Genomic DNA, 19,387 nt, shown 5'->3' with positions numbered 1-19,387 from the left:
TCTTCCTTAGTTTTTGATTAAACTTGGGTGCCTCGAATCCAACGTTGTTGAAAAACATCACTTGGTTCATAGTTATCCTGTTGATGCTGCAACCATTCCAGGCAAACCCCTTCCAGTAATAAATCTTTATTCACATTTTGATGCCAAAATTGACGGGCTTGTAAGACCGACTTTTGAAACATCAACCAATTCGGATTATAAGGAATTTTATTGAGATACAAGGCCGCTCGAACCACATTGACCGACCAGGCATAAAAGTAGTCCAGCACCACTTCGGGGTGCGGATATTTTTTCCATTTTTCAACCACTTGAGACACTGTAAATCGACCTTGTTGCAGCCCTTTGATATCGTCTTGCCAGGCGGCCTCCAACTCAAAAGATTTTTCTTCAATCCAAGTTTTGGCTTTCAAAGGCCCACCCCAATTAATTTTCAGGGCTTTTTTCAGTAAAGGCATATCTGCTTGAGGCAATGCCTGTTGTAACCAAGCCAAAGCCTCTTCCCGTGGCGGAGAAGCGAAGGATATTTGTCGGCAACGGCTGATAATCGTCGCTGGCAACAAACTGGTTTGATAAGAAGTTAAAATCAATATCGTCTTTACAGGCGGCTCTTCCAGAGTTTTCAACAACGCATTAAACGCTGACACATTGAGTAATTCAACTTGTTCAATCAAGGCAACTTTATAACCGCCTTGATGAGAGGTGGTATAAATTTTATCCGTTAAGGCACGAATTTGATCAATAGAAATTTCTTTTTTATCTTCTAAGACCTTTAACTGAAAAAAATCAGGATGTGTTGATTGAGCAAACTGGTGGCAATGCACACAATTTTGACACCCTTGAAGCGCATTCGTTTGACACAATAAACCTTCTGCCATCGACATCGCAAATTCAGATAAACCAATACCTTCTGCCCCTGAAAGCAAATACCCTTGGCCTAAGTGACCGGTTTGCTGTATCCATTGTTGCCATTGTTGTGTTTGCCACGGCAAAATCATAGAAAACCCTTAATAAAAAATTGTAACTTTTTCTAAAGCAATAAATCCTGCAATCGAAACACCCAACAGGAGATTTCGGTTAAATCATAACAAGGATTCTAACTGACTCGCCAACTTCTCTTGTACTTCCGTTAAGGGACGAGCAGCATCCAGCACACAATATCGTTGCGGTGCCTGCTCAGCACGATACAGATAAGCCGCCCGAACTTTCTCAAAAAAATCCTTTTTTTCTTGCTCGAAACGATCAATGGCTTGTCCCGATACTTGTGAGCGCGCGGCAACTCGCTTCATGCCTTCTTCGATGGGTAAATCAAACACAAAAGTCATGTCTGGATAACATCCTTGTTGCACCCAATTTTCAATCTCAGCAATCCGATTGTAAGCAATTCCCCTGGCGCCCCCTTGGTAGGCATAAGAAGCATCTGTAAAACGATCCGAGACCACCCATTTTCCAGCCGCTAAAGCCGGTAAAATCTTTTCCTGCAAATGTTGATTACGCGCAGCAAACATCAACAACAATTCCGTTTCAGGCGTCATTTCACTGTACTGTTTATCCAGTAAAATTTCACGAACGGCTTCACTGATTGCTGTGCCACCCGGCTCTCTCGTGACCACGACGTCAATATTGTGATCGGCAAGCCACTGCTGAATAAACACGAGGTTGGTCGACTTCCCCCCTCCTTCGGTGCCTTCTAAAGTTAGAAACTTACCGGAATAAGACGTGTTTGACTGAGTGTTTGTCATGCATGAGCCCAATGATTAAGTAATTAGTTTTGGTTCAAAATATAATGGCGAACCGCTTTATTGTGTTCGGTTAGGGTATTAGAAAAAATATGCTGTCCATTACCTTTAGAGACGAAATACAACGCACTGGTTTTTGCAGGATTCAAAACCGCTTGAATGGCATCAGCACTGGCAAGAGCAATCGGTGTTGGTGGCAAGCCATTAATACGGTACGTATTATAGGCTGTCTTAGTCAACAAATCTTTCTTACGAATATTGCCATCATAGGACTCACCAATTCCATAGATTACCGTCGGATCCGATTGAAGTCGCATGCCTTTTCTCAGGCGATTAACAAATACGCCTGCAATCATCGGCCGTTCAGGCGCATACCCAGTTTCTTTTTCAACAATGGATGCCAAAATCAATGCTTCATAAGGCGTTTTAATCGGTAGATTCTCTGCACGGTTTTTCCAAGCTTCATTTAGCACCGTTTTCAATGCTTCATGAGAACGCTTTAAGATGGAAAGGTCGGTTTCATTGGCAGCATAAAAATAGGTTTCCGGAAGAAACTGACCTTCCAGAGATCGCTCTAAGCCAAGTTTGGATTGAATATTTGAGACGTCATCAGAAATGACGACAAACTTCATTTTGGGAGATTCTGCCAAAGAGGCCAAGCTTTGTTTCACTGTTTCACCAGCGATAAACGTAACCGGATAGGTGACCACTTTGCCTTGAACCAAAGCATCAATCAACTCTTCTAGCGTCCATTGCGGTTGAATTTCAATTTCACCTGCCTTGACCTGTTCCGCTTTTCCTTCCCATTTCAATATCCAAACCAACCACTCTGGGTGACGAACCAACTGTGCCTGATGCAGTAGATAAGCAACTTTTTTAGCCGATGCCCCTTTCGGAATAGACACTACCTTAGGTTCCTGCAATGAAGAAATCGGCTGTGTTAAAAATTGTTTGAACGCCCATCCTTCAACGGACAGCCAAATAACAAATAGGCTGACAAAAAGCGTTAATAAAAAAGTCTTGGTTTTTTGAATCATGATTTTAGTTCTTTAACATCTGTTAAGTGTGCACCTTGCCATTCTAACCAGGCCTGGGCGATTTTTGTCCCTTTTTCCGTTTCAAAGTGCTTGTGCTGAAACTGCCGAACCGGCATCACGCCACGAACCGCATTACAACAAAAGATTTCATCGGCTGTGGCCAAATCTGCCAGAGAGATATGGCGCGATTCAAGAGTCCACCCGTCCTTCGATAACGCCTCTGGCAAAGATGACAAGCAGGTTCCTTGCACCCCGCTCTGATCTAAAAAAGGTGAAATTAATTGCTGGCCTTCAATCAACACCAAGTTCGATTGCGTGGCGGAAATGACCAGCCCGTTTTGTGTCAGCATGACAGCTTCATCAAATTCGGTGTTCATTAGTTCCTGGCGAGCCAAGACATTTTCCAAACGGTTCAAATGTTTCATGCCGGCTAATTGTGGTTGCTGACAGCAAAGCGTGTCGGATACCGTCATCGTCACGGTAAAAAATGGCCAGGCCTGGTCGTTTTTAAGCACCGTTTTGGCTCGCTCTTGTGGAAAAGGCAACCGCTGTATATAAATACTCGGTACACTTTTTTCTGCGGGTTGATAGCCCACACCGCCTTTGCCACGAGTAATCAATATTTTTAAAATTTCGAACGGCTCTGCTGGACGCGACTTAATGATACTGATTAAGTCATTCAGCAAATTGGCTTGATTCAAAGCCGGAAACTTTAATCGTTCAGCACTGTTTTTCAACCGTGCCCAATGTTGGTTCCAATTGGCTAACTGTCCATCAACCAATAAAATAGTGGTGAAAAAACCATCTCCATACAACAATCCACGATCTAATTTATCCGTTGAAATCGGATCACCATCCAGCCAGGTATGTACAATATCACTCATCACGACTCTCCTCTTTAAAAAGCGTTAAGGCATTCAACATTCCTTTGGCTTTGTGACGGGACTCTTCTAATTCCCGTTCCGGAATAGAGTCTGCGACGATGCCTGCCCCCGCTCTAAAAGAAACTTGGTTATGTTGTTTCAAAATGGTTCGAATCAGAATATTAAAATCTAACGAACCATCTCGATTAATGTAACCGAGTGAACCAGTATACGCCTGACGAGGCATCTTCTCTAGTTCTGCGATGATTTCCATACATCGAATTTTAGGACACCCTGTTATCGTGCCGCCGGGGAAGGTGGCATGAATGATTTCAAGTGGTGTCATCCCCTCTTTTAAATGCCCTCTGACATTTGAAACGATATGATGCACATGCTCATACGTTTCCACCCCCATCAACTCATTGACCTCAACCGATCCTGATTGACAGATACGCCCTAGGTCGTTTCTTTCTAAATCAATCAGCATGATGTGTTCAGCAATTTCTTTAGGGTGAGAAATCAACTCTTCAATCAATGCCTTATCTGCGGCGTCATCCTGGCTTCGTTTCCGTGTTCCGGCAATCGGACGGGTTTCTACCCAAGGTGCTTGATAGCGCACCAATCGTTCAGGTGAAGAGCTTAAAATTTGCCAATCTCCCCAATTGACACAGGCAGCGAAAGGCGCTGGATTATGCTCTCTCAATGATTGATACAGCGGCAGATACTCATCATTTTCTAGTGACAGCTGCCATTCCCGTGACAAATTCACCTGAAAGATGTCGCCTGCCAAAATATATTCCTTGATGGCCTCTATACCCTCTAGGTATTTTTGTTCAGGCTCTTCGGATTGTTGTTGAATTTGAATTTTCTGGCGTTTGAGCGGCTCGACTTTCGCATGGTTAAAATCACGCTGCATTTCATCCAATAAATGTGAAAAATCGGTTTCGACAATGAAATGAAGTTGCTCTGTCTGATGATCATAAATAATGGCCGCGGGCACACGCACTAAAATAGCGAGTGGCAATTCAGAGACAGGTAGGGATAAGGAGGGTTCAACCACCTGAGCATAATCATAACTGAAATAGCCAAACCACCCGCCGGTAAAGGGTAAATCGGTTTCAATTGTTTCGCATTTTACCGCTTTAAAAGAATCTTCAAACTCGGTTAAGAACTTTTCAGCCGACTCGAACGAAGACAAAATTTTCTTGTCTTGTGGGAAAGCAAACAGAATGTCATAACGACCCAAAGCGCCATGAGCAACACTTTCAAGCAAAAAAGGATAACGGTCAGAATGAAACTGATGAAGTTGAAGAAGATCGACAGCTGTACAAGCCTCAGAACGGACTTGAAACAACTGTGACGACATATCGGCCATATTAACGATTCTCTGACCTTACTTTAGGCTTAAGATTGAATAATCAATCTGCATCAAACCTTTCCAAAAACCAGGGACGCATTTGTTCCACCGAATCCCAACGAGTTGGAAACAGCGTAAGTCACCTTGGCTTGGCGTGCCTCACCAGGTACAAAATCTAAGTCACACCCTTCAGCAGGTGTTTCTAAGTTGATTGTGGGGGGTAAGACTTGTTCTTTGATGGCTAATGCCGTAAAGACTGCTTCCATAGCGCCTGCAGCACCTAGAGCATGCCCTGTCATGGATTTGGTTGAACTGACAGCCAAACGGTGGGCATGTTCACCAAACACCGATTTAATGGCACTGGCTTCGCAGACATCTCCAGCAGGTGTAGAAGTTCCGTGCGCATTAATATAATCTACTTGCTCTGGCGTAATGCCGGCATTATTCAGCGCATTGGTTACACAACGCGCTCCGCCTTCTCCGCCATCAGCCGGTTTTGTCATGTGGTAAGCATCTCCACTCATGCCGAACCCGACAATTTCACAATATATTTCTGCACCACGGGCTTTTGCATGCTCGTACTCTTCTAACACGACGGCACCAGCACCATCACTCAGTACAAAACCATCACGCCCTTGATCCCAAGGACGGCTCGCCCCTTTCGGGTCATCATTACGAGTCGATAAAGCTTTGGCGGCCGCAAACCCGGCCACACCAAGTTGAGTTGTTGCATGTTCAGCACCGCCTGCAATCATGACATCGGCATCCCCAAACTGAATCATGCGATAGGCATCCCCTATACTGTGAGTCCCTGTTGCACAAGCGGTTCCAATCGCCATATTTGGTCCTTTCAAACCATGCATAATCGATAAATTACCGGAAACCATATTAATAATGGAACTTGGAACAAAAAAAGGTGAAACACGTCGAGGACCTGATTTCTCCATAATACCGTGTTGTTTTTCAATCGATCCGATGCCGCCAATACCAGAGCCGATAGACACACCGATTCGACATGCATTATCGTCTGTTACTTCCAAACCGGAATCTTTAAGGGCTTGTGTTCCTGCGGCCAAACCATAGTGAATAAAAGGATCCATTTTTTTGGCTTCCTTGGCGGTAATATACTCAGTAATATCAAAACCCTTGATCTCACCTCCAAATTTAACGGCGAAATTTTCAGTATCAAAAGCCGTTAAGAAATCGATCCCACTTTGTCCTTTTAACAAGCCAGACCAGGTTTGTTCTACAGTATTTCCAAGAGGCGTCACACATCCGACACCCGTCATGACAACACGACGCATTTTCATATTCATTCCTTCTTAAACATTACTCTAAAGTGGCAAGGATACCTTTTGTCTATTACCTGTACCTAACCACCCCTTGTTGCGCCTGCAACATGATTCTTTATCCATAATGGGATAAAAGGTGTCGAGAGTTCATTATTAATCACACCAAACCTTACCTGATATTTTGACATATCAGAAACAAAAAAAGCCGTAAAAACGGCTTTTTTTAATCGCACTTAGAAATTAATCTAAGTTCGCTTCTACATAAGAAGTAGCTTGCGCTAGAGTAGAAATCTTCTCTGCTTCTTCATCAGGGATTTCACAATCAAACTCTTCTTCCAATGCCATTACCAATTCAACTGTGTCTAGTGAATCCGCACCTAAATCATCGATGAAAGAAGCATCAGCTGTAACTTGATCTTCCTCTACACCTAATTGCTCAACAACAATTTTTTTGACGCGTTCTTCAATACTGCTCATGGAATGTTCTCCGGTTTATTTATTAAGTTAAAATTTATCTTTTAAAAATTTTGCTCATTTTCGCCTTATCTCTGTTTTTTTTCAAGCTATTTTGAAAACTAATTTGGCGTCATTCGCGAATTCAAATCAAACCCTTTAAGCCTTCTTGACCAAAAAGACATTAAACGGCAGTTAAATCATATACATACCACCATTCACATTTAATGTTTGGCCGGTGATATAACTACCGCCTTCTGACGCTAAAAAAGTAACTGTCTTAGCAATGTCTTCAGGCTCTCCTAATCGTTTTAAAGGAATCTGTTGTGTTAATGCTTCACGTTGCTCTTCAGGTAACGCACGCGTCATATCGGTGTCAATAAACCCTGGCGCAACCGTATTAACGGTTACGTTCTTCGCACCGATTTCTCGGGCTAAAGACTTGGTAAAGCCCATAATGCCTGCTTTAGCAGCGGCATAGTTGGTTTGACCAGCATTCCCCATAACCCCTACAACAGAGGCAATATTAATAATAGCGCCTTGTTTTGCTTTCATCATGCCGCGTAAACAGGCTTTTGACATACGGTAAACCGAACTCAGATTGGTATCAATAATATCATCCCATTCATCATCTTTCATACGCATCAATAAGTTGTCACGCGTAATGCCGGCATTATTCACTAAAATCGTAGGGGTTCCGAATTCTTGAGTAATTTCAGACAAAACCGATGCAATCATATCGGCATCCGTAACATTTAAGCATTTCCCTGTACCTTGAGCACCTGCAGCACTCAAATAATCTGAAATCGCTTGTGCACCTTTTTCAGAGGTAGCTGTTCCAATAACTGTCGCGCCATTTGCTGCCAGATCCAAAGCGATCGCTTTACCAATACCTCGGCTTGCGCCAGTTACAAATGCAATTTTTCCAGATAACATAACCTTTCCTTAAAGTGTTTCTATTGATGCGGTAAGTGTAGCCGAATCATAAACAGCTTGCATCCCCATTTTACGATCAATACGACGGTTCAAACCCATCAAAACTTTGCCTGGACCTAATTCATAAAGCGAATCTACGCCACTTTCTTTCATCTGCTCAATCGTTTTAACCCATTGCACAGGACGGTAAAGCTGCTCAATCAAAGCACGCTTAATTGACGCTTCATCTTGATAGCTTTCAACACTCGCATTATGCAAAACAGGAATATTGGGAGCATTCAACGTCATACCTTCAAGCTCTTTTGCCAATGCCTCCGCGGCAGGCTTCATTAAAGAACAATGAGAAGGCACGCTTACTGATAACAGAACCACACGTTTAGCCCCTGCGGCTTCAAATGCGGGTAAAGCCGCATCCACTGCTTTCTTTTCACCCGCTATAACTACCTGACCAGGTGAGTTAAAGTTAACCGCTTCCACTACGCCGTCTTGCTCTGCACAGATATCCATAATTTGCTGATCTTCTAACCCTAGAACAGCGGCCATCGCACCTTCACCGGCTGGCACAGCCGATTGCATTAAACGACCTCTTTCGGCAACCAGTCTAACGCCTTGCGCCAAAGTCATCACGCCTGCAGCAACCAAAGCTGAATATTCTCCTAATGAATGACCAGCCAAAAAGGCTGGTGACAATTCTTTTTGTTCTGCCAAGGCACGCCATGTTGCAATTCCAGAAGTCAACATTGCTGGCTGGGTAATATCGGTTTGGTTCAATTTCTCTTCTGGACCATTTTGCACAACATCCCACAAATCATAGCCCAATGCAGATGAAGCTTCATCAAAGGTGGTTTTAACAATAGGGTAATTGGCCGCCATATCAGCCATCATACCTAGTGACTGAGAGCCTTGACCGGGAAATACAAAAGCGTATGACATAATTATTAAGTCCTTCCGAATACGTTACTTTAATCGTTTAACAAGCTACTGAGATAAGCATTTATCTGCTATACAAAAATTTTAGGTTAAAATTTAACCAGAGCCGATCCCCAAGTAAAACCACCACCAAACGCTTCTAACAATAATGTCTGGCCTTTTTGAATACGCCCGTCTCTCACCGCTTCATTCAATGCAAGCGGAATAGAGGCACTTGATGTATTCGCGTGTTTATTAACCGTTATGACGGTTTGATCATCACCTAATTTTAGCTTTTTAGCTGTCGCTTTAATAATTCTTAAGTTCGCTTGATGCGGCACGAGCCAATCCAAATCTTCTTTTTGCATTTGGTTGGCGTCTAGCGTTTCTGTTGCAATTTTACTTAACGTATTCACTGCCACCTTAAAGACTTCATTCCCCTTCATTGACATCGTTTTTTCTGCCACATCATCGGTTTGAGGAAGTTTAGAAGGACCAGATGGAACATGTAGCAATTCTTCATATTGACCATCCGCATGAATATGCGTGGATAAAATACCCGTTTCAGTCGAGGCTTCCAAAACAACCGCTCCAGCGCCATCTCCAAATAAAACGCAGGTATTGCGGTCATTCCAGTTCGTAATACGAGACAATGTCTCCGCGCCAACAACTAATACCCGTTTATACATGCCATTTTTAATATACTGGTCAGCAACGCTCAACGCATAAACAAAGCCGGTGCACACCGCCTGCAAATCGAATGCTGGCGCACCTCGATTTCCTAAACGGTGTTGTAACAAGGTAGCTGTACTGGGAAAGATTTTATCTGGCGTGGTAGTCGCGACCAGAATCAATTCGACATCTTTGCCTTCTAGCCCCGCCATTTCTAAGGCTTGTAAAGATGCTTTTTCAGCAAGATCACACGTTGTTTCCTGTTCTGCTGCAATTCGACGCTCTTCGATTCCTGTTCTCTCTCGAATCCACTCATCACTGGTATCGACTATTTTTTCCAAATCAATATTAGTCATTACCTTCTCTGGAAGATAACCACCGGTTCCAACAATTCGACTATAGATTCTTTGATTCATGAGACCTGCTTTAGCTGCGCCTTAAGTTATTTTAACTTTCTTTTTACTTATTCACTGGTTTGAACATCATCCGCTCGATGTGTTTCAAGAATGGTTTTTACCTCTGTTGCAATCAACTCTGGAACATTCTTATTCACTTCTAAGCGCGCTTCCGCAATGGCATGATAGAAGGAAAAAACATCTGCTCCACCATGGCTTTTGATGACAATTTTACGTAGCCCTAAAAATGAAGCACCATTATAACGTCTTGGATCCACTTTTGCCTTAAAAGCTTTCAAAACAGGATAAACCACCAGGCCTGCTAGCTTGGTCAAAAGGTTTTTATTAAAGGCAGCACGCAGATAAAAAGCAATCATTTTAGCCACCCCTTCACTGGCTTTTAACGCCACGTTTCCATCAAACCCATCACAAGAGACCACATCAACATCACCCTTAAAGATTTCATCACCTTCTACATAGCCGACATAGTTAATCGCATCGGAAGACTTAAGAATCTCATTGGCATCTTTAATGCGCTGATGACCTTTAATTTCTTCTTCACCGATATTAAGCAACCCAACTCTAGGGCGAGAATTGCTATCAACCGCTTGCGCCAGAACAGACCCCATCACAGCAAATTGCGCCAAACTTTGGCCATCTGCGCCTACATTGGCCCCCAAATCCAATACATGAACATGTCCTTTCATGGTGGGCATTTGAGTACAAATCGCTGGTCGATCAATGCCCGGTAACGTCTTCAGAACAAACTTAGACACGGCCATCAAAGCACCAGTATTGCCGGCACTGACACAGGCTTGAGCAACATCGTCTTTTACAAGATTCAAAGCGATTCTCATTGAAGATTTGCGTTTATTTCGAAGAGCCTTTGAGGGTAAATCGTCCATTTCTACAACTTGCTCAGCATGCTCAACAGACAAACGGTTTTTGTCATACTTATGATTAGCAAGTTCGGCTTCAATCAGGGATTGATTCCCTACCAGCACAATAGAAATATCAGAAAATTTGGACAGCGCTTCCAATGAAGCAGGTACTGTTACCTTAATACCATGGTCGCCACCCATCGCATCGATAGCAATTTTAATACTCAAGGTCAGATCCTAAAAAGTAAATAGTAGACGTGAAGAAACACAAAAGAAATGAAGGATCTAGTCAGCGCCGCCAACTAAATCCTCATAAAAAGATTATTTGTCTTGAATGACTTTTTTACCTTTATAGTAACCATCAGCAGTTACATGGTGACGACGGTGAAGTTCACCAGTTGTTTCATCAACAGTGATTGCCGTTGCAGACAATGCATCATGAGAACGACGCATACCACGTCTTGAAGGGGTTTTTCGACTTTTTTGAACAGCCATTTTATATTCTCCTGAATTTAATTCGGGTTATTTTTTAATCCCTGCAATACTGCAAAAGGATTTTCTTTCTTTTCTAATTCATCGACTTCTAAAGAAGCCTCTTCATCTTCCAGTTGATTGTCATATGCCATTTCAGACTGATCATTAATGGCTGCTAAAGGAATATTTAGAAGCAATTCATCTTCAATCAATTCAATCAACGAAATCTTTTCTTCTAAAAGCTCATACACTTCAACTTCAGAAGGTAAATCTTCTGCCAAAGCCGCTGACTCAACAAACACCCCTGTGACCGATGACGTCACAGGATAATCAAAAGGCTTTAATGAACGCTGGCATTCCAATACAAAAACCGTTTTCAGCTGCAAATCAAACGCATGCATCTTAAACTGCTTGTGATAGTAAAACTGCACATTCACTTCCACATCATTTTCAGCTGAAACCAACTGCTCTTTGAGACGCGGAAAACGCGCTTGATTGACTCTAGCAACAAATTGTTTATTATGTTGCGCAGAGTAAACAGGATCAATCAAATCTGGAAGCTTATCAAACATGGCGCGCATAATACTCTTATTACAATTTAAAGTCAAAAATAAATGATATTATTATCCAGCCTCATTTTTCATCAAACTTTAAAAAAAACAAAGGCCTAGCATGAACTCAACGGCGAAATTGCCAAAAATTATTCTGGCGTCCTCTTCCCCTTTCAGAAAAGCACTTTTACAAAAGCTCGGACTCCCGTTTATGACTGAAAACCCCGCGATTGATGAAACACCACTCCCTCAGGAATCCGTGGTCAACATGGTGAACCGCTTATCACTCGCCAAAGCCCAAGTCATTGCTGAAAAACACCCTAATGCCATCGTTATCGCATCAGATCAAAGCGCAACTTACCGAGACAAAGCCGTCGGCAAACCACATACCTATCAAAATGCACTCCAACAGCTAAAACAATTTAGCGGGGAAACAGTGCACTTTAACACAGGCCTGGTGGTTTTTGATGGCAGAACACAGAAAACTTACCAAACACTCGATATTACTAAAGTTTCATTTAGAACACTCTCAGAAACAGACATTCACAACTACTTAATACTTGAAGAACCATACCAGTGTGCCGGAAGTTTTAAATCCGAAGGTCTTGGCATTACATTATTCAGTAAAATCGAAGGCAAGGACCCTAATGCACTGATCGGCCTACCTTTAATTGATCTCACCAGTTTCTTAAAACAATGTGACATTCAATTGCCGTTTCTATAAAAAGTTCCGAGAGAGCTTTACGTCTCTAACTTTATTAAATCTTTTTAACTTCGTGCGGCATAATATTATTGGCCAACCAAGCATGCATCGCATGCAAATCATCAAAGCAAGCCACCGGATCAAAAGACTGTAAGCGCTCTAACTCATGCACACCATGACTTAAAGCCACCCGATCCATATTTATCGAGGCCGCCATCTGCATATCAAACTCAGTGTCACCAATCATAACGGCTTGCTCGGGCTCCAACGAAAATGCCTCTAAAATTTGCTGCAACATCAAGGGACTCGGTTTCGATTCAGACTCCACAGGTGTTCGCGTCAAATCAAAATAATCAACAAACCCGACCTCGTCCAACACCTGATCCAACCCACGTCGACTTTTTCCCGTGGCAATCGCCAATTTGGTGCCTTGAGACTTTAAAGATTTTAACAACCTTTCTGCGCCCTCAAACGGTAACATCGGCACTTCCGACTCTTCAAGAAAACACTGGGTATACCCTTCTGAAATGGATTTTATACCTGCTGCATCCGCTTCAGGATAAAGGGTCAAAATTGCTTTCTCCAAGCTTAACCCAATAATCTGTTTTGAAACATCATAAGGCAGCACAGGATAGTTTGCTCTTTTGGCAGCAATCTGTATCGAAGAAACGATACGCGCCTCTGAATCCATAAGCGTCCCGTCCCAATCAAAAATGACACACTGATACTGCTTATTCATTTTTTTCTCTCTTTAAATTTGCTATTGTCTGTTTAAAATCATCATGCAAAGGAGCTTCTATCTTTAACCACTCTTTTGTTACGGGATGCTCAAACCCTAAATACTGAGCATGCAACGCTAAACGCTTCATTCCTTTTGCCCGAAACAGTTTATTGGTTTCTTTTTCACCATACCTATCATCCCCTACCAAAGGACAACCTTGAGATAATGCATGCACTCGAATCTGATGTGTCCGACCTGTTTTTAAGCGCACCGTCACCAGATCAGAGTCCTGATAGCACTCAACCACTCGGAAATAACTCACGGAAGGCTTCCCTTCATCCGAAACCTTCACAACCCGCTCGCCGGATTTAAGCGTGTTCTTTAATAGAGGTAAATCAATTTTTTCCAAACCTTTCGGCCAGTGATGTGCTACCAAGGCCAGATATTCTTTGGTCATTTTATTTTCGCGGATCTGTTCATGCAGCGCTTTCAACACTGACGCTTTCTTAGCCAGCAAAATACATCCGGACGTATCACGATCTATTCGATGAACCAACTCAAGTCGCTTCGCTAATGGTCGCAGAGCCCGCACAATCTCAATCAACCCCCATTGAATACCACTTCCACCGTGAACTGCGATTCCGGACGGCTTATTAATCACCAATAGATCTTTGTCTTCATACAAGATACTGTCTTCAATGCGTTGCATCTGATTCGTCGGAACCACTACTTCCGCCTTTTCTGGCACTCGAATGGGAGGAACACGGACGGTATCACCCTCATTCAAACGCGTGTTTTGTTTCACCCGCCCCTTATTGACACGCACTTCGCCCTTACGAATAATTCGATAGATTAAAGTCTTAGGCACATTACGATAGTGACGCATCAAAAAGTTATCTATTCTTTGGCCTGCATCCTCAGCAGTCACTTCTATAAACCTAACACCCATACAACTCTTCACACCTGTATATGCTCGACACATCGCTTTTTTACGAAAAATGTCAGAGGAATTTCAAAAATAACAGCCTATTGTATCCGATTCTTCCCCATATTTGATTCATCGCTCTTCCCTAAAGAAGGATTAAATGATAATTAAATTGCATGGTGTATAAAGGAATGATATATTTACAGCGCAATGACAAAGAAGAATATGATAAATAGCTGTTTTTTATTTAAATCAAAAGGCTAGTTGCCTTCAAAACAGGTATTTAATACAGATTTTAACCCTGAAGTCACGCTGTTAGCAGAAGACAGAAGAGAATAGAAGTTAGCGATCGCAACCGCCAAAAAGCGATGTTCATAAGACGATTGCCTAACCATACGAGATGCAATAGTAACCAAATCACGAGTGAATAACTAAAATTAATTAGAACTGCAATATGCCCTTCTGATTGGCTAAGAGCTTTTATAGCACTAAAATAGAAGCTCGAAAAAAATGACGGTCTCAAAATAAAACGCAATGTTTTACACATAAACGCTAATTTATAATCAAGGCGTTTATACTTGCGCAACAAGAATAAACCGACCGTATAAAGATGCCTTAATCACTCAATATCTCGTCTTATCCCCTCCTTACCCTGCACAGCGAACTTCCCTTATATACTAAAATAAAGAGAATCGCATGAAAAGAATGCTGATTAATGCTACGCAATCCGAAGAGGTGCGTATTGCCTTAGTTGACGGTCAAAAACTTTATGACCTTGATGTAGAAACACCGCACCACCAAAAGAAAAAAGCCAACATATACAAAGGAACCATCACTCGTATTGAACCGAGTTTAGAAGCGGCATTTGTCGACTATGGTGCCGAAAGACATGGCTTTTTGCCTTTCAAAGAAATCGCTGAAGAATACTATCCTGACAACAAGGGGAATGGCCGCCTTTCCATTAAAGATATTTTAAAAGAAGGCCAAGAAGTCATCGTTCAGGTCCAAAAAGAAGAACGTGGTAACAAAGGGGCGGCTTTAACCACCCAAATCACGCTAGCCGGTCCTTACGTGGTCATGATGCCTAACAACCCTAAAGCAGGTGGCATCTCTCGTCGCATTGAAGGTGAAGACCGCTCAGAAACCCGAGACGCCCTTCAGGATTTAAACATGCCGGAAGGCATGGGATTGATTATCCGTACTGCTGGTGTTGGTAAATCTACCGAAGAGCTTCAATGGGGAGTAAACTACCTAGTCCAACTTTGGGAAGCCATCCAGAAAGCCTCGAAAGAAAAATCCGCGCCTTTCTTGATTCACCAGGAATCTGATATTGTCATCTTGGCAATCCGTGATTACCTGCGCCAAGATATTGGTGAAATCATCATTGATGATATGGAAACTTTCCATAAAGCGCGTGACTTTGTGCAACATGTTATGCCACATCAGGTATACAAAGTGAAGCCATACCAAGACACCATTCCTTTGTTTACTCGTTTCCAAGTCGAATCTCAAATCGAAACCGCTTATACCCGTGAAGTCACATTGCCATCAGGCGGTGCAATCGTCATTGATATCACAGAAGCATTAACTTCAATTGACATCAATTCAAGCCGCTCAACCAAAGGGGGCGACATTGAAGAAACGGCTTATCACACCAACTTAGAAGCCGCGTGCGAAATTGCCCGTCAACTTCGATTAAGAGACATTGGCGGTCTGGTCGTGATCGACTTTATCGACATGCACTCCAACCGACATCAACGTGATGTGGAAAACAAAATGCGCGAGGCTGTCAAATCGGATCGTGCACGTGTTCAAATTGGAAAAATCTCGCGCTTTGGTTTATTAGAGATGTCGCGCCAACGCTTACGCCCTTCTATCGAAGAGTCCACACAAATGGTTTGCCCTCGCTGTAACGGCGTTGGTGTCATCCGTGGTGTTCAATCACTTGCGCTTTCTATTCTTCGCTTGCTTGAAGAAGAAGCCATGAAAGAAAATACGCGTCGCGTAACAGTACAATTACCGGTAGATGTTGCAACCTTCTTATTGAATGAAAAACGCCACCAGATTATCAACATTGAAGATCGTCATAATCTACATGTGCTGATCGTACCAAATGAACATCTTGATACACCAGACTACTTGATGGAAAGAACACGCAGTGGTGATGAACTATCAACAGACTCCAGCTATAAAATTAAAGAGTTTATTGATAAGGAAACTCAACAAAAACAAGACTTACCTACGATTGCTAAGGAAGAGCCTGCCATTAAAAACATGCAGCCAAGCTCACCGCCGCCAGCACCTAAAACAGAAGCGAAGCCTGGTTTGTTCGTTCGTCTTTGGAAAACCTTATTTGCGACTGAAGAACCTGAAAAAGAAGAAGAGCCGCAAAAAACAGGGAACAAAGGTCGCAACAATCGCAATAATAACAACCGAAACCGCAACAATCGTAACCGTAATAACAGACGTCGTTCTTCATCAGAAAATGATGACAACGCGGATAAAAACGAGTCTCGGAAGGAAAATAAACGCAGTGAGAACAAGGCGAGTGACAAGCCTTCTGAGTCGCGTGAAAATCCTCGTCGCCGACGTCCTCGCAATACGCAAAGCGACAACAAGCCTGACGCAAAAGAGACTAAGAGCACTAAAGCATCTTCAAATAAAACTGAAGACACGACTCGACAGTCAAAAGCATCAACTAACGATGAGTCGACAACCGCTGATACGGCTAACAAGCCGGCGAAGAAAGAACAAGGCAATGATCGCCCAAGACGTCGAAGCCGTTATAATACTCGCAGCTACAACAGCCGTCGTCGTAAACCGGAAGGTGCCGAAAACATGTCGATCCACTCTTTACCTGAGCAACCAAAAGCAACGGACACTCAAAATAAAGAAGGACAATCTTCCGGCAATGACAACACAACGGAATCAGCAGAAAACAAAGCTTAACCCGTTACGTCAATCCATAAAAAAAGCCCCTAAAATGACCAGGCCTGGTTATTTTAGGGGCTTTTTGTTTCTGTGAGATGCAAAACTATAAATGTCTTTGTTTTATCTCCTCCAATAATCCACTGGATGCAGCTGTCACAAGATTAAAAACATGATCAAATCCTTGCGGACCACCGTAATAAGGATCAGGCACTTCTGTTTCAGGATATTCCGGAGCAAAGTCTAAAAACATTTTTATTTTGTCATGATGTTCCGGTAAAGCCATCTCCATCAAATCCGAATAATTCGCATCATCCATTGCTAAGATGTAATCAAATTCAATTAGATCCCCTAAATCCACTGGTCGAGATCTTAAATCCATCATCTCAATCCCTCTATTCTGAGCGACTTGAATCGACCGACTGTCTGCTGGTTTGCCTTTATGCCAACTGGCTGTCCCTGCCGAATCAATCAAAATTTCTTCTAACAGCCCCTCACTTTTGACAATATCTCGAAACACAGCGTGAGCCGTTGGAGAACGGCAAATATTGCCAAGACAAACAAAAATAACTGAAACTTTATGACTCATAGTGCTCTTCTCTTTTACAATAAGCCTTTATTTTAACGTATGCACGCCAGCGATCCAAAAACGAATCCTACTATGCTGAAACCGAAACCTAAATTAATGTCCATCCCTTTTCAGCTTGACTGGGTGCTTTATGAAGACGATGACATTATCGTGGTTAACAAACCGGCCGGACTTCTTTCCGTGCCAGGAAAAAATTTGGATCCGGAAATCAATTTGCTGGCTCAAGTCCAGAAACATGCTCCAACCGCCCTTATTGTCCACCGCTTAGATATGGATACATCCGGCATTATGGTTTTAGCAAAAAATAAAGCCAGTCATCGGCATTTAAGCATTCAATTTCAAGACCGCTTAACATCAAAAACTTATCAAGCTATCTGTTTCGGAAAACCGCCTACAGATCAAGGATACCTTAACCTACCCATGCGCTGCGATTGGGAGAACAGACCTTTACAAATCATCGACTTTAAACAAGGGAAAGAAGCCACGACGCACTGGAAACTAACAGCACAGTATGACAAAGCTTTTGAAGTTCATTTAACCCCCATTACTGGCCGCTCCCATCAATTAAGACTCCATATGAAAATGCTTGGCCATCCCATTTTAGGGGACAATCTATATGCCGATTGCCAAAGCTTGGCGCTTTCGACACGCCTATTACTTCATGCAGCCAACTTAAAAATAACCCATCCCAAGACGGGACAAACACTGCAGTTCGAGCATTTTATTTCTCTTGAAAAGTTTTTAACTGGCACATTTTCTGCTTAAAGACGTACAATAAAAGCTTTAATGATTTATACGACTTCTTACTTAACACAATCATTATGCGCTAAACAGAACATGCGAACTACGTATTCAAAAGGGATTGAATCATGACTATTGACGCTGAAAAAGATGATTTAGCAACTCAAGAAATGCTACAAATGATGAGTGAACCCGATGCCGCTTCGGAGAGCCCTGCTTCAACCGACGAGACAGATGACCTTTTGGATGCATTAGACCAAGTTGAAAGCGATGATACAGAAGATGAATTGGCAGATGAAATCAATGAAATTGATGAAGAGTCAACCGAGACCGACGAAATGCCAGCCGAAGAACCGGATGACACAGTGGATGAATTAATCAACATTGAAGACTCCGATGCAATTGAGACCGACTTGGACGAAGCACTTGAAACTGATTTAGAAGATCCTGAACTGGTTGCTTCCGACGAATCTCCAACAGAACAAGCAACGGAAGATGCAGATGATTTAACGGATGAGACGAATGCTTTGGAAACCGACTCTAACGAAGAGTCTGCCGATATTACAGACACACCGGATGAAGATGTTACCGAAACAGAAGAAGAGCCTCCATTATCGCAAGAAGAAGCAGAAGCAGCACTTCCTGAAGAAGAACTGTCTGAAAAAATTGCTGAAGGTATGAATGGTTTCAATGACACTGATAACAATGACACTGATAACAATGATGGTGAAACTCATTCGGATGAAAACGAAATGACCGGAGAAACTGAGACGCCAGAAGAAAACACATCTGAGCCTGAAGAAAAAGAACCAGCACTGGATGAAAAGACGGATGCCAGTCCATTAATTGAACAAACAGCTGAGTCCATTGAAAATATGGAAGAAGCTATTTCAATTGATGATGAAATTAAACAGATCAGCTCTGAAGTCAGCAACACGGCACAAGAAGCAACGCGTTTAGCCGTTGAAGTCACTAAAAAAGCACAAGCTTCTGCCGATAAAACACAGAAGGCAATAGAAGCGACTTTTGCAGCGACAGAACGTGCTTTTGAAGCGGCAAAACAGGCGGGGTATGAAATTGAACTCGCAGAGCTTTCAACCCCTATTTCAAATGATGAACTGGTTTCGATCTTGAATGACATTCGTCAGAGAAATAAAGAATTAAGAGATATCAACACTACCTTGAAAAGTCGAATTGACTCACTGGCAAAGAAATAAAGGCGAA

General features: G+C 42.6%; 20 protein-coding genes. 4 read left to right on the top strand and 16 right to left on the bottom strand.

Annotation, left to right across the window (positions count from 1 at the left end):
* Positions 1 to 17: 17 nt before the first annotated feature.
* The 13 genes from GHNINEIG_RS03530 to GHNINEIG_RS03470 all read right to left on the bottom strand — a co-directional run bounded on the left by GHNINEIG_RS03530 (position 18) and on the right by GHNINEIG_RS03470 (position 11,586).
* The gene (locus GHNINEIG_RS03530) at positions 18 to 995 is read right to left on the bottom strand and encodes a DNA-directed DNA polymerase (RefSeq protein WP_135795367.1); all 978 of its coding nucleotides are present in this window, start codon (positions 993 to 995) and stop codon (positions 18 to 20) included.
* 84 nt (positions 996 to 1,079) lie between these two features.
* Positions 1,080 to 1,739, bottom strand: coding sequence for a dTMP kinase (gene tmk / locus GHNINEIG_RS03525; protein WP_135795366.1), 660 nt, complete (start codon positions 1,737 to 1,739; stop codon positions 1,080 to 1,082).
* A gap of 23 nt (positions 1,740 to 1,762) precedes the next feature.
* A complete protein-coding gene (gene mltG, locus GHNINEIG_RS03520) occupies positions 1,763 to 2,773 on the bottom strand; it encodes an endolytic transglycosylase MltG (RefSeq protein ID WP_135795365.1) in 1,011 nt (336 codons plus the stop codon).
* Complete coding sequence (pabC, locus tag GHNINEIG_RS03515; RefSeq protein ID WP_135795364.1) at positions 2,770 to 3,657, bottom strand: aminodeoxychorismate lyase; 888 nt, start codon at positions 3,655 to 3,657, stop codon at positions 2,770 to 2,772. The genes mltG and pabC overlap by 4 nt, the downstream gene beginning before the upstream one ends.
* Positions 3,650 to 5,011, bottom strand: coding sequence for an aminodeoxychorismate synthase component I (locus GHNINEIG_RS03510; RefSeq protein WP_135795363.1), 1,362 nt, complete (start codon positions 5,009 to 5,011; stop codon positions 3,650 to 3,652). The genes pabC and GHNINEIG_RS03510 overlap by 8 nt, the downstream gene beginning before the upstream one ends.
* A 53-nt stretch (positions 5,012 to 5,064) precedes the next feature.
* Positions 5,065 to 6,303, bottom strand: coding sequence for a beta-ketoacyl-ACP synthase II (gene fabF / locus GHNINEIG_RS03505; RefSeq protein ID WP_135795362.1), 1,239 nt, complete (start codon positions 6,301 to 6,303; stop codon positions 5,065 to 5,067).
* A 222-nt stretch (positions 6,304 to 6,525) separates the two neighbouring features.
* Positions 6,526 to 6,762 carry an acyl carrier protein gene (acpP, locus tag GHNINEIG_RS03500; RefSeq protein WP_011370136.1) on the bottom strand — a complete coding sequence of 79 codons (237 nt, stop codon included), beginning with the start codon at positions 6,760 to 6,762 and terminating at the stop codon, positions 6,526 to 6,528.
* 171 nt (positions 6,763 to 6,933) lie between these two features.
* Positions 6,934 to 7,674 carry a 3-oxoacyl-ACP reductase FabG gene (gene fabG, locus GHNINEIG_RS03495; protein ID WP_135795361.1) on the bottom strand — a complete coding sequence of 247 codons (741 nt, stop codon included), beginning with the start codon at positions 7,672 to 7,674 and terminating at the stop codon, positions 6,934 to 6,936.
* 9 nt (positions 7,675 to 7,683) lie between these two features.
* Complete coding sequence (gene fabD / locus GHNINEIG_RS03490; protein ID WP_317616030.1) at positions 7,684 to 8,607, bottom strand: ACP S-malonyltransferase; 924 nt, start codon at positions 8,605 to 8,607, stop codon at positions 7,684 to 7,686.
* Positions 8,608 to 8,693: 86 nt separating this feature from the next.
* Positions 8,694 to 9,671 (bottom strand): beta-ketoacyl-ACP synthase III, encoded by a 978-nt coding sequence (locus tag GHNINEIG_RS03485; protein WP_135795359.1) that lies wholly within the window; start codon positions 9,669 to 9,671, stop codon positions 8,694 to 8,696.
* 47 nt (positions 9,672 to 9,718) lie between these two features.
* Positions 9,719 to 10,759, bottom strand: coding sequence for a phosphate acyltransferase PlsX (gene plsX, locus GHNINEIG_RS03480; protein WP_135795358.1), 1,041 nt, complete (start codon positions 10,757 to 10,759; stop codon positions 9,719 to 9,721).
* Between the two features lie 93 nt (positions 10,760 to 10,852).
* Positions 10,853 to 11,026, bottom strand: coding sequence for a 50S ribosomal protein L32 (gene rpmF, locus GHNINEIG_RS03475; RefSeq protein WP_135795357.1), 174 nt, complete (start codon positions 11,024 to 11,026; stop codon positions 10,853 to 10,855).
* A gap of 17 nt (positions 11,027 to 11,043) precedes the next feature.
* Positions 11,044 to 11,586, bottom strand: a complete 543-nt coding sequence (locus GHNINEIG_RS03470) for a YceD family protein (RefSeq protein ID WP_135795356.1) — start codon at positions 11,584 to 11,586, stop codon at positions 11,044 to 11,046.
* 91 nt (positions 11,587 to 11,677) lie between these two features.
* Between GHNINEIG_RS03470 and GHNINEIG_RS03465 the strand changes: the two genes are divergently transcribed.
* Positions 11,678 to 12,280: a Maf family protein gene (locus tag GHNINEIG_RS03465; protein WP_135795355.1), complete on the top strand. Its 603-nt coding sequence runs from the start codon at positions 11,678 to 11,680 to the stop codon at positions 12,278 to 12,280.
* A gap of 34 nt (positions 12,281 to 12,314) precedes the next feature.
* On the opposite strand, the gene GHNINEIG_RS03460 is transcribed toward GHNINEIG_RS03465, so the two are convergent.
* Both GHNINEIG_RS03460 and rluC read right to left on the bottom strand, forming a co-directional pair.
* Positions 12,315 to 12,998, bottom strand: a complete 684-nt coding sequence (locus GHNINEIG_RS03460; protein ID WP_135795354.1) for an HAD family hydrolase — start codon at positions 12,996 to 12,998, stop codon at positions 12,315 to 12,317.
* Entirely contained in the window at positions 12,991 to 13,929 is a 939-nt protein-coding gene (rluC, locus tag GHNINEIG_RS03455; protein WP_189636919.1) for a 23S rRNA pseudouridine(955/2504/2580) synthase RluC, read from the bottom strand. Before rluC ends, GHNINEIG_RS03460 begins: the two co-directional genes overlap by 8 nt.
* A 672-nt stretch (positions 13,930 to 14,601) precedes the next feature.
* Here rluC and GHNINEIG_RS03450 point away from each other — a divergent pair.
* Positions 14,602 to 16,854 carry an Rne/Rng family ribonuclease gene (locus GHNINEIG_RS03450; protein ID WP_135795353.1) on the top strand — a complete coding sequence of 751 codons (2,253 nt, stop codon included), beginning with the start codon at positions 14,602 to 14,604 and terminating at the stop codon, positions 16,852 to 16,854.
* A gap of 85 nt (positions 16,855 to 16,939) precedes the next feature.
* Here the strand turns inward: GHNINEIG_RS03450 and GHNINEIG_RS03445 are convergent, their stop codons facing one another.
* Positions 16,940 to 17,422 carry a low molecular weight protein-tyrosine-phosphatase gene (locus GHNINEIG_RS03445; RefSeq protein WP_135795352.1) on the bottom strand — a complete coding sequence of 161 codons (483 nt, stop codon included), beginning with the start codon at positions 17,420 to 17,422 and terminating at the stop codon, positions 16,940 to 16,942.
* A 72-nt stretch (positions 17,423 to 17,494) separates the two neighbouring features.
* Here GHNINEIG_RS03445 and GHNINEIG_RS03440 point away from each other — a divergent pair, with 72 nt between their 5' ends.
* Both GHNINEIG_RS03440 and GHNINEIG_RS03435 read left to right on the top strand, forming a co-directional pair.
* Entirely contained in the window at positions 17,495 to 18,187 is a 693-nt protein-coding gene (locus tag GHNINEIG_RS03440) for an RluA family pseudouridine synthase (protein ID WP_223260927.1), read from the top strand.
* Between the two features lie 104 nt (positions 18,188 to 18,291).
* Positions 18,292 to 19,380: a hypothetical protein gene (locus tag GHNINEIG_RS03435; protein ID WP_135795350.1), complete on the top strand. Its 1,089-nt coding sequence runs from the start codon at positions 18,292 to 18,294 to the stop codon at positions 19,378 to 19,380.
* The last annotated feature ends 7 nt before the right edge of the window (positions 19,381 to 19,387 follow it).

The sequence above is a fragment of the Hydrogenovibrio crunogenus genome, assembly GCF_004786015.1.
GTDB classification, from domain to species: domain Bacteria; phylum Pseudomonadota; class Gammaproteobacteria; order Thiomicrospirales; family Thiomicrospiraceae; genus Hydrogenovibrio; species Hydrogenovibrio crunogenus.
The sequence above is the reverse complement of the archived record's forward strand: the minus strand, read 5'-3'. Positions and strand labels throughout refer to the sequence as shown.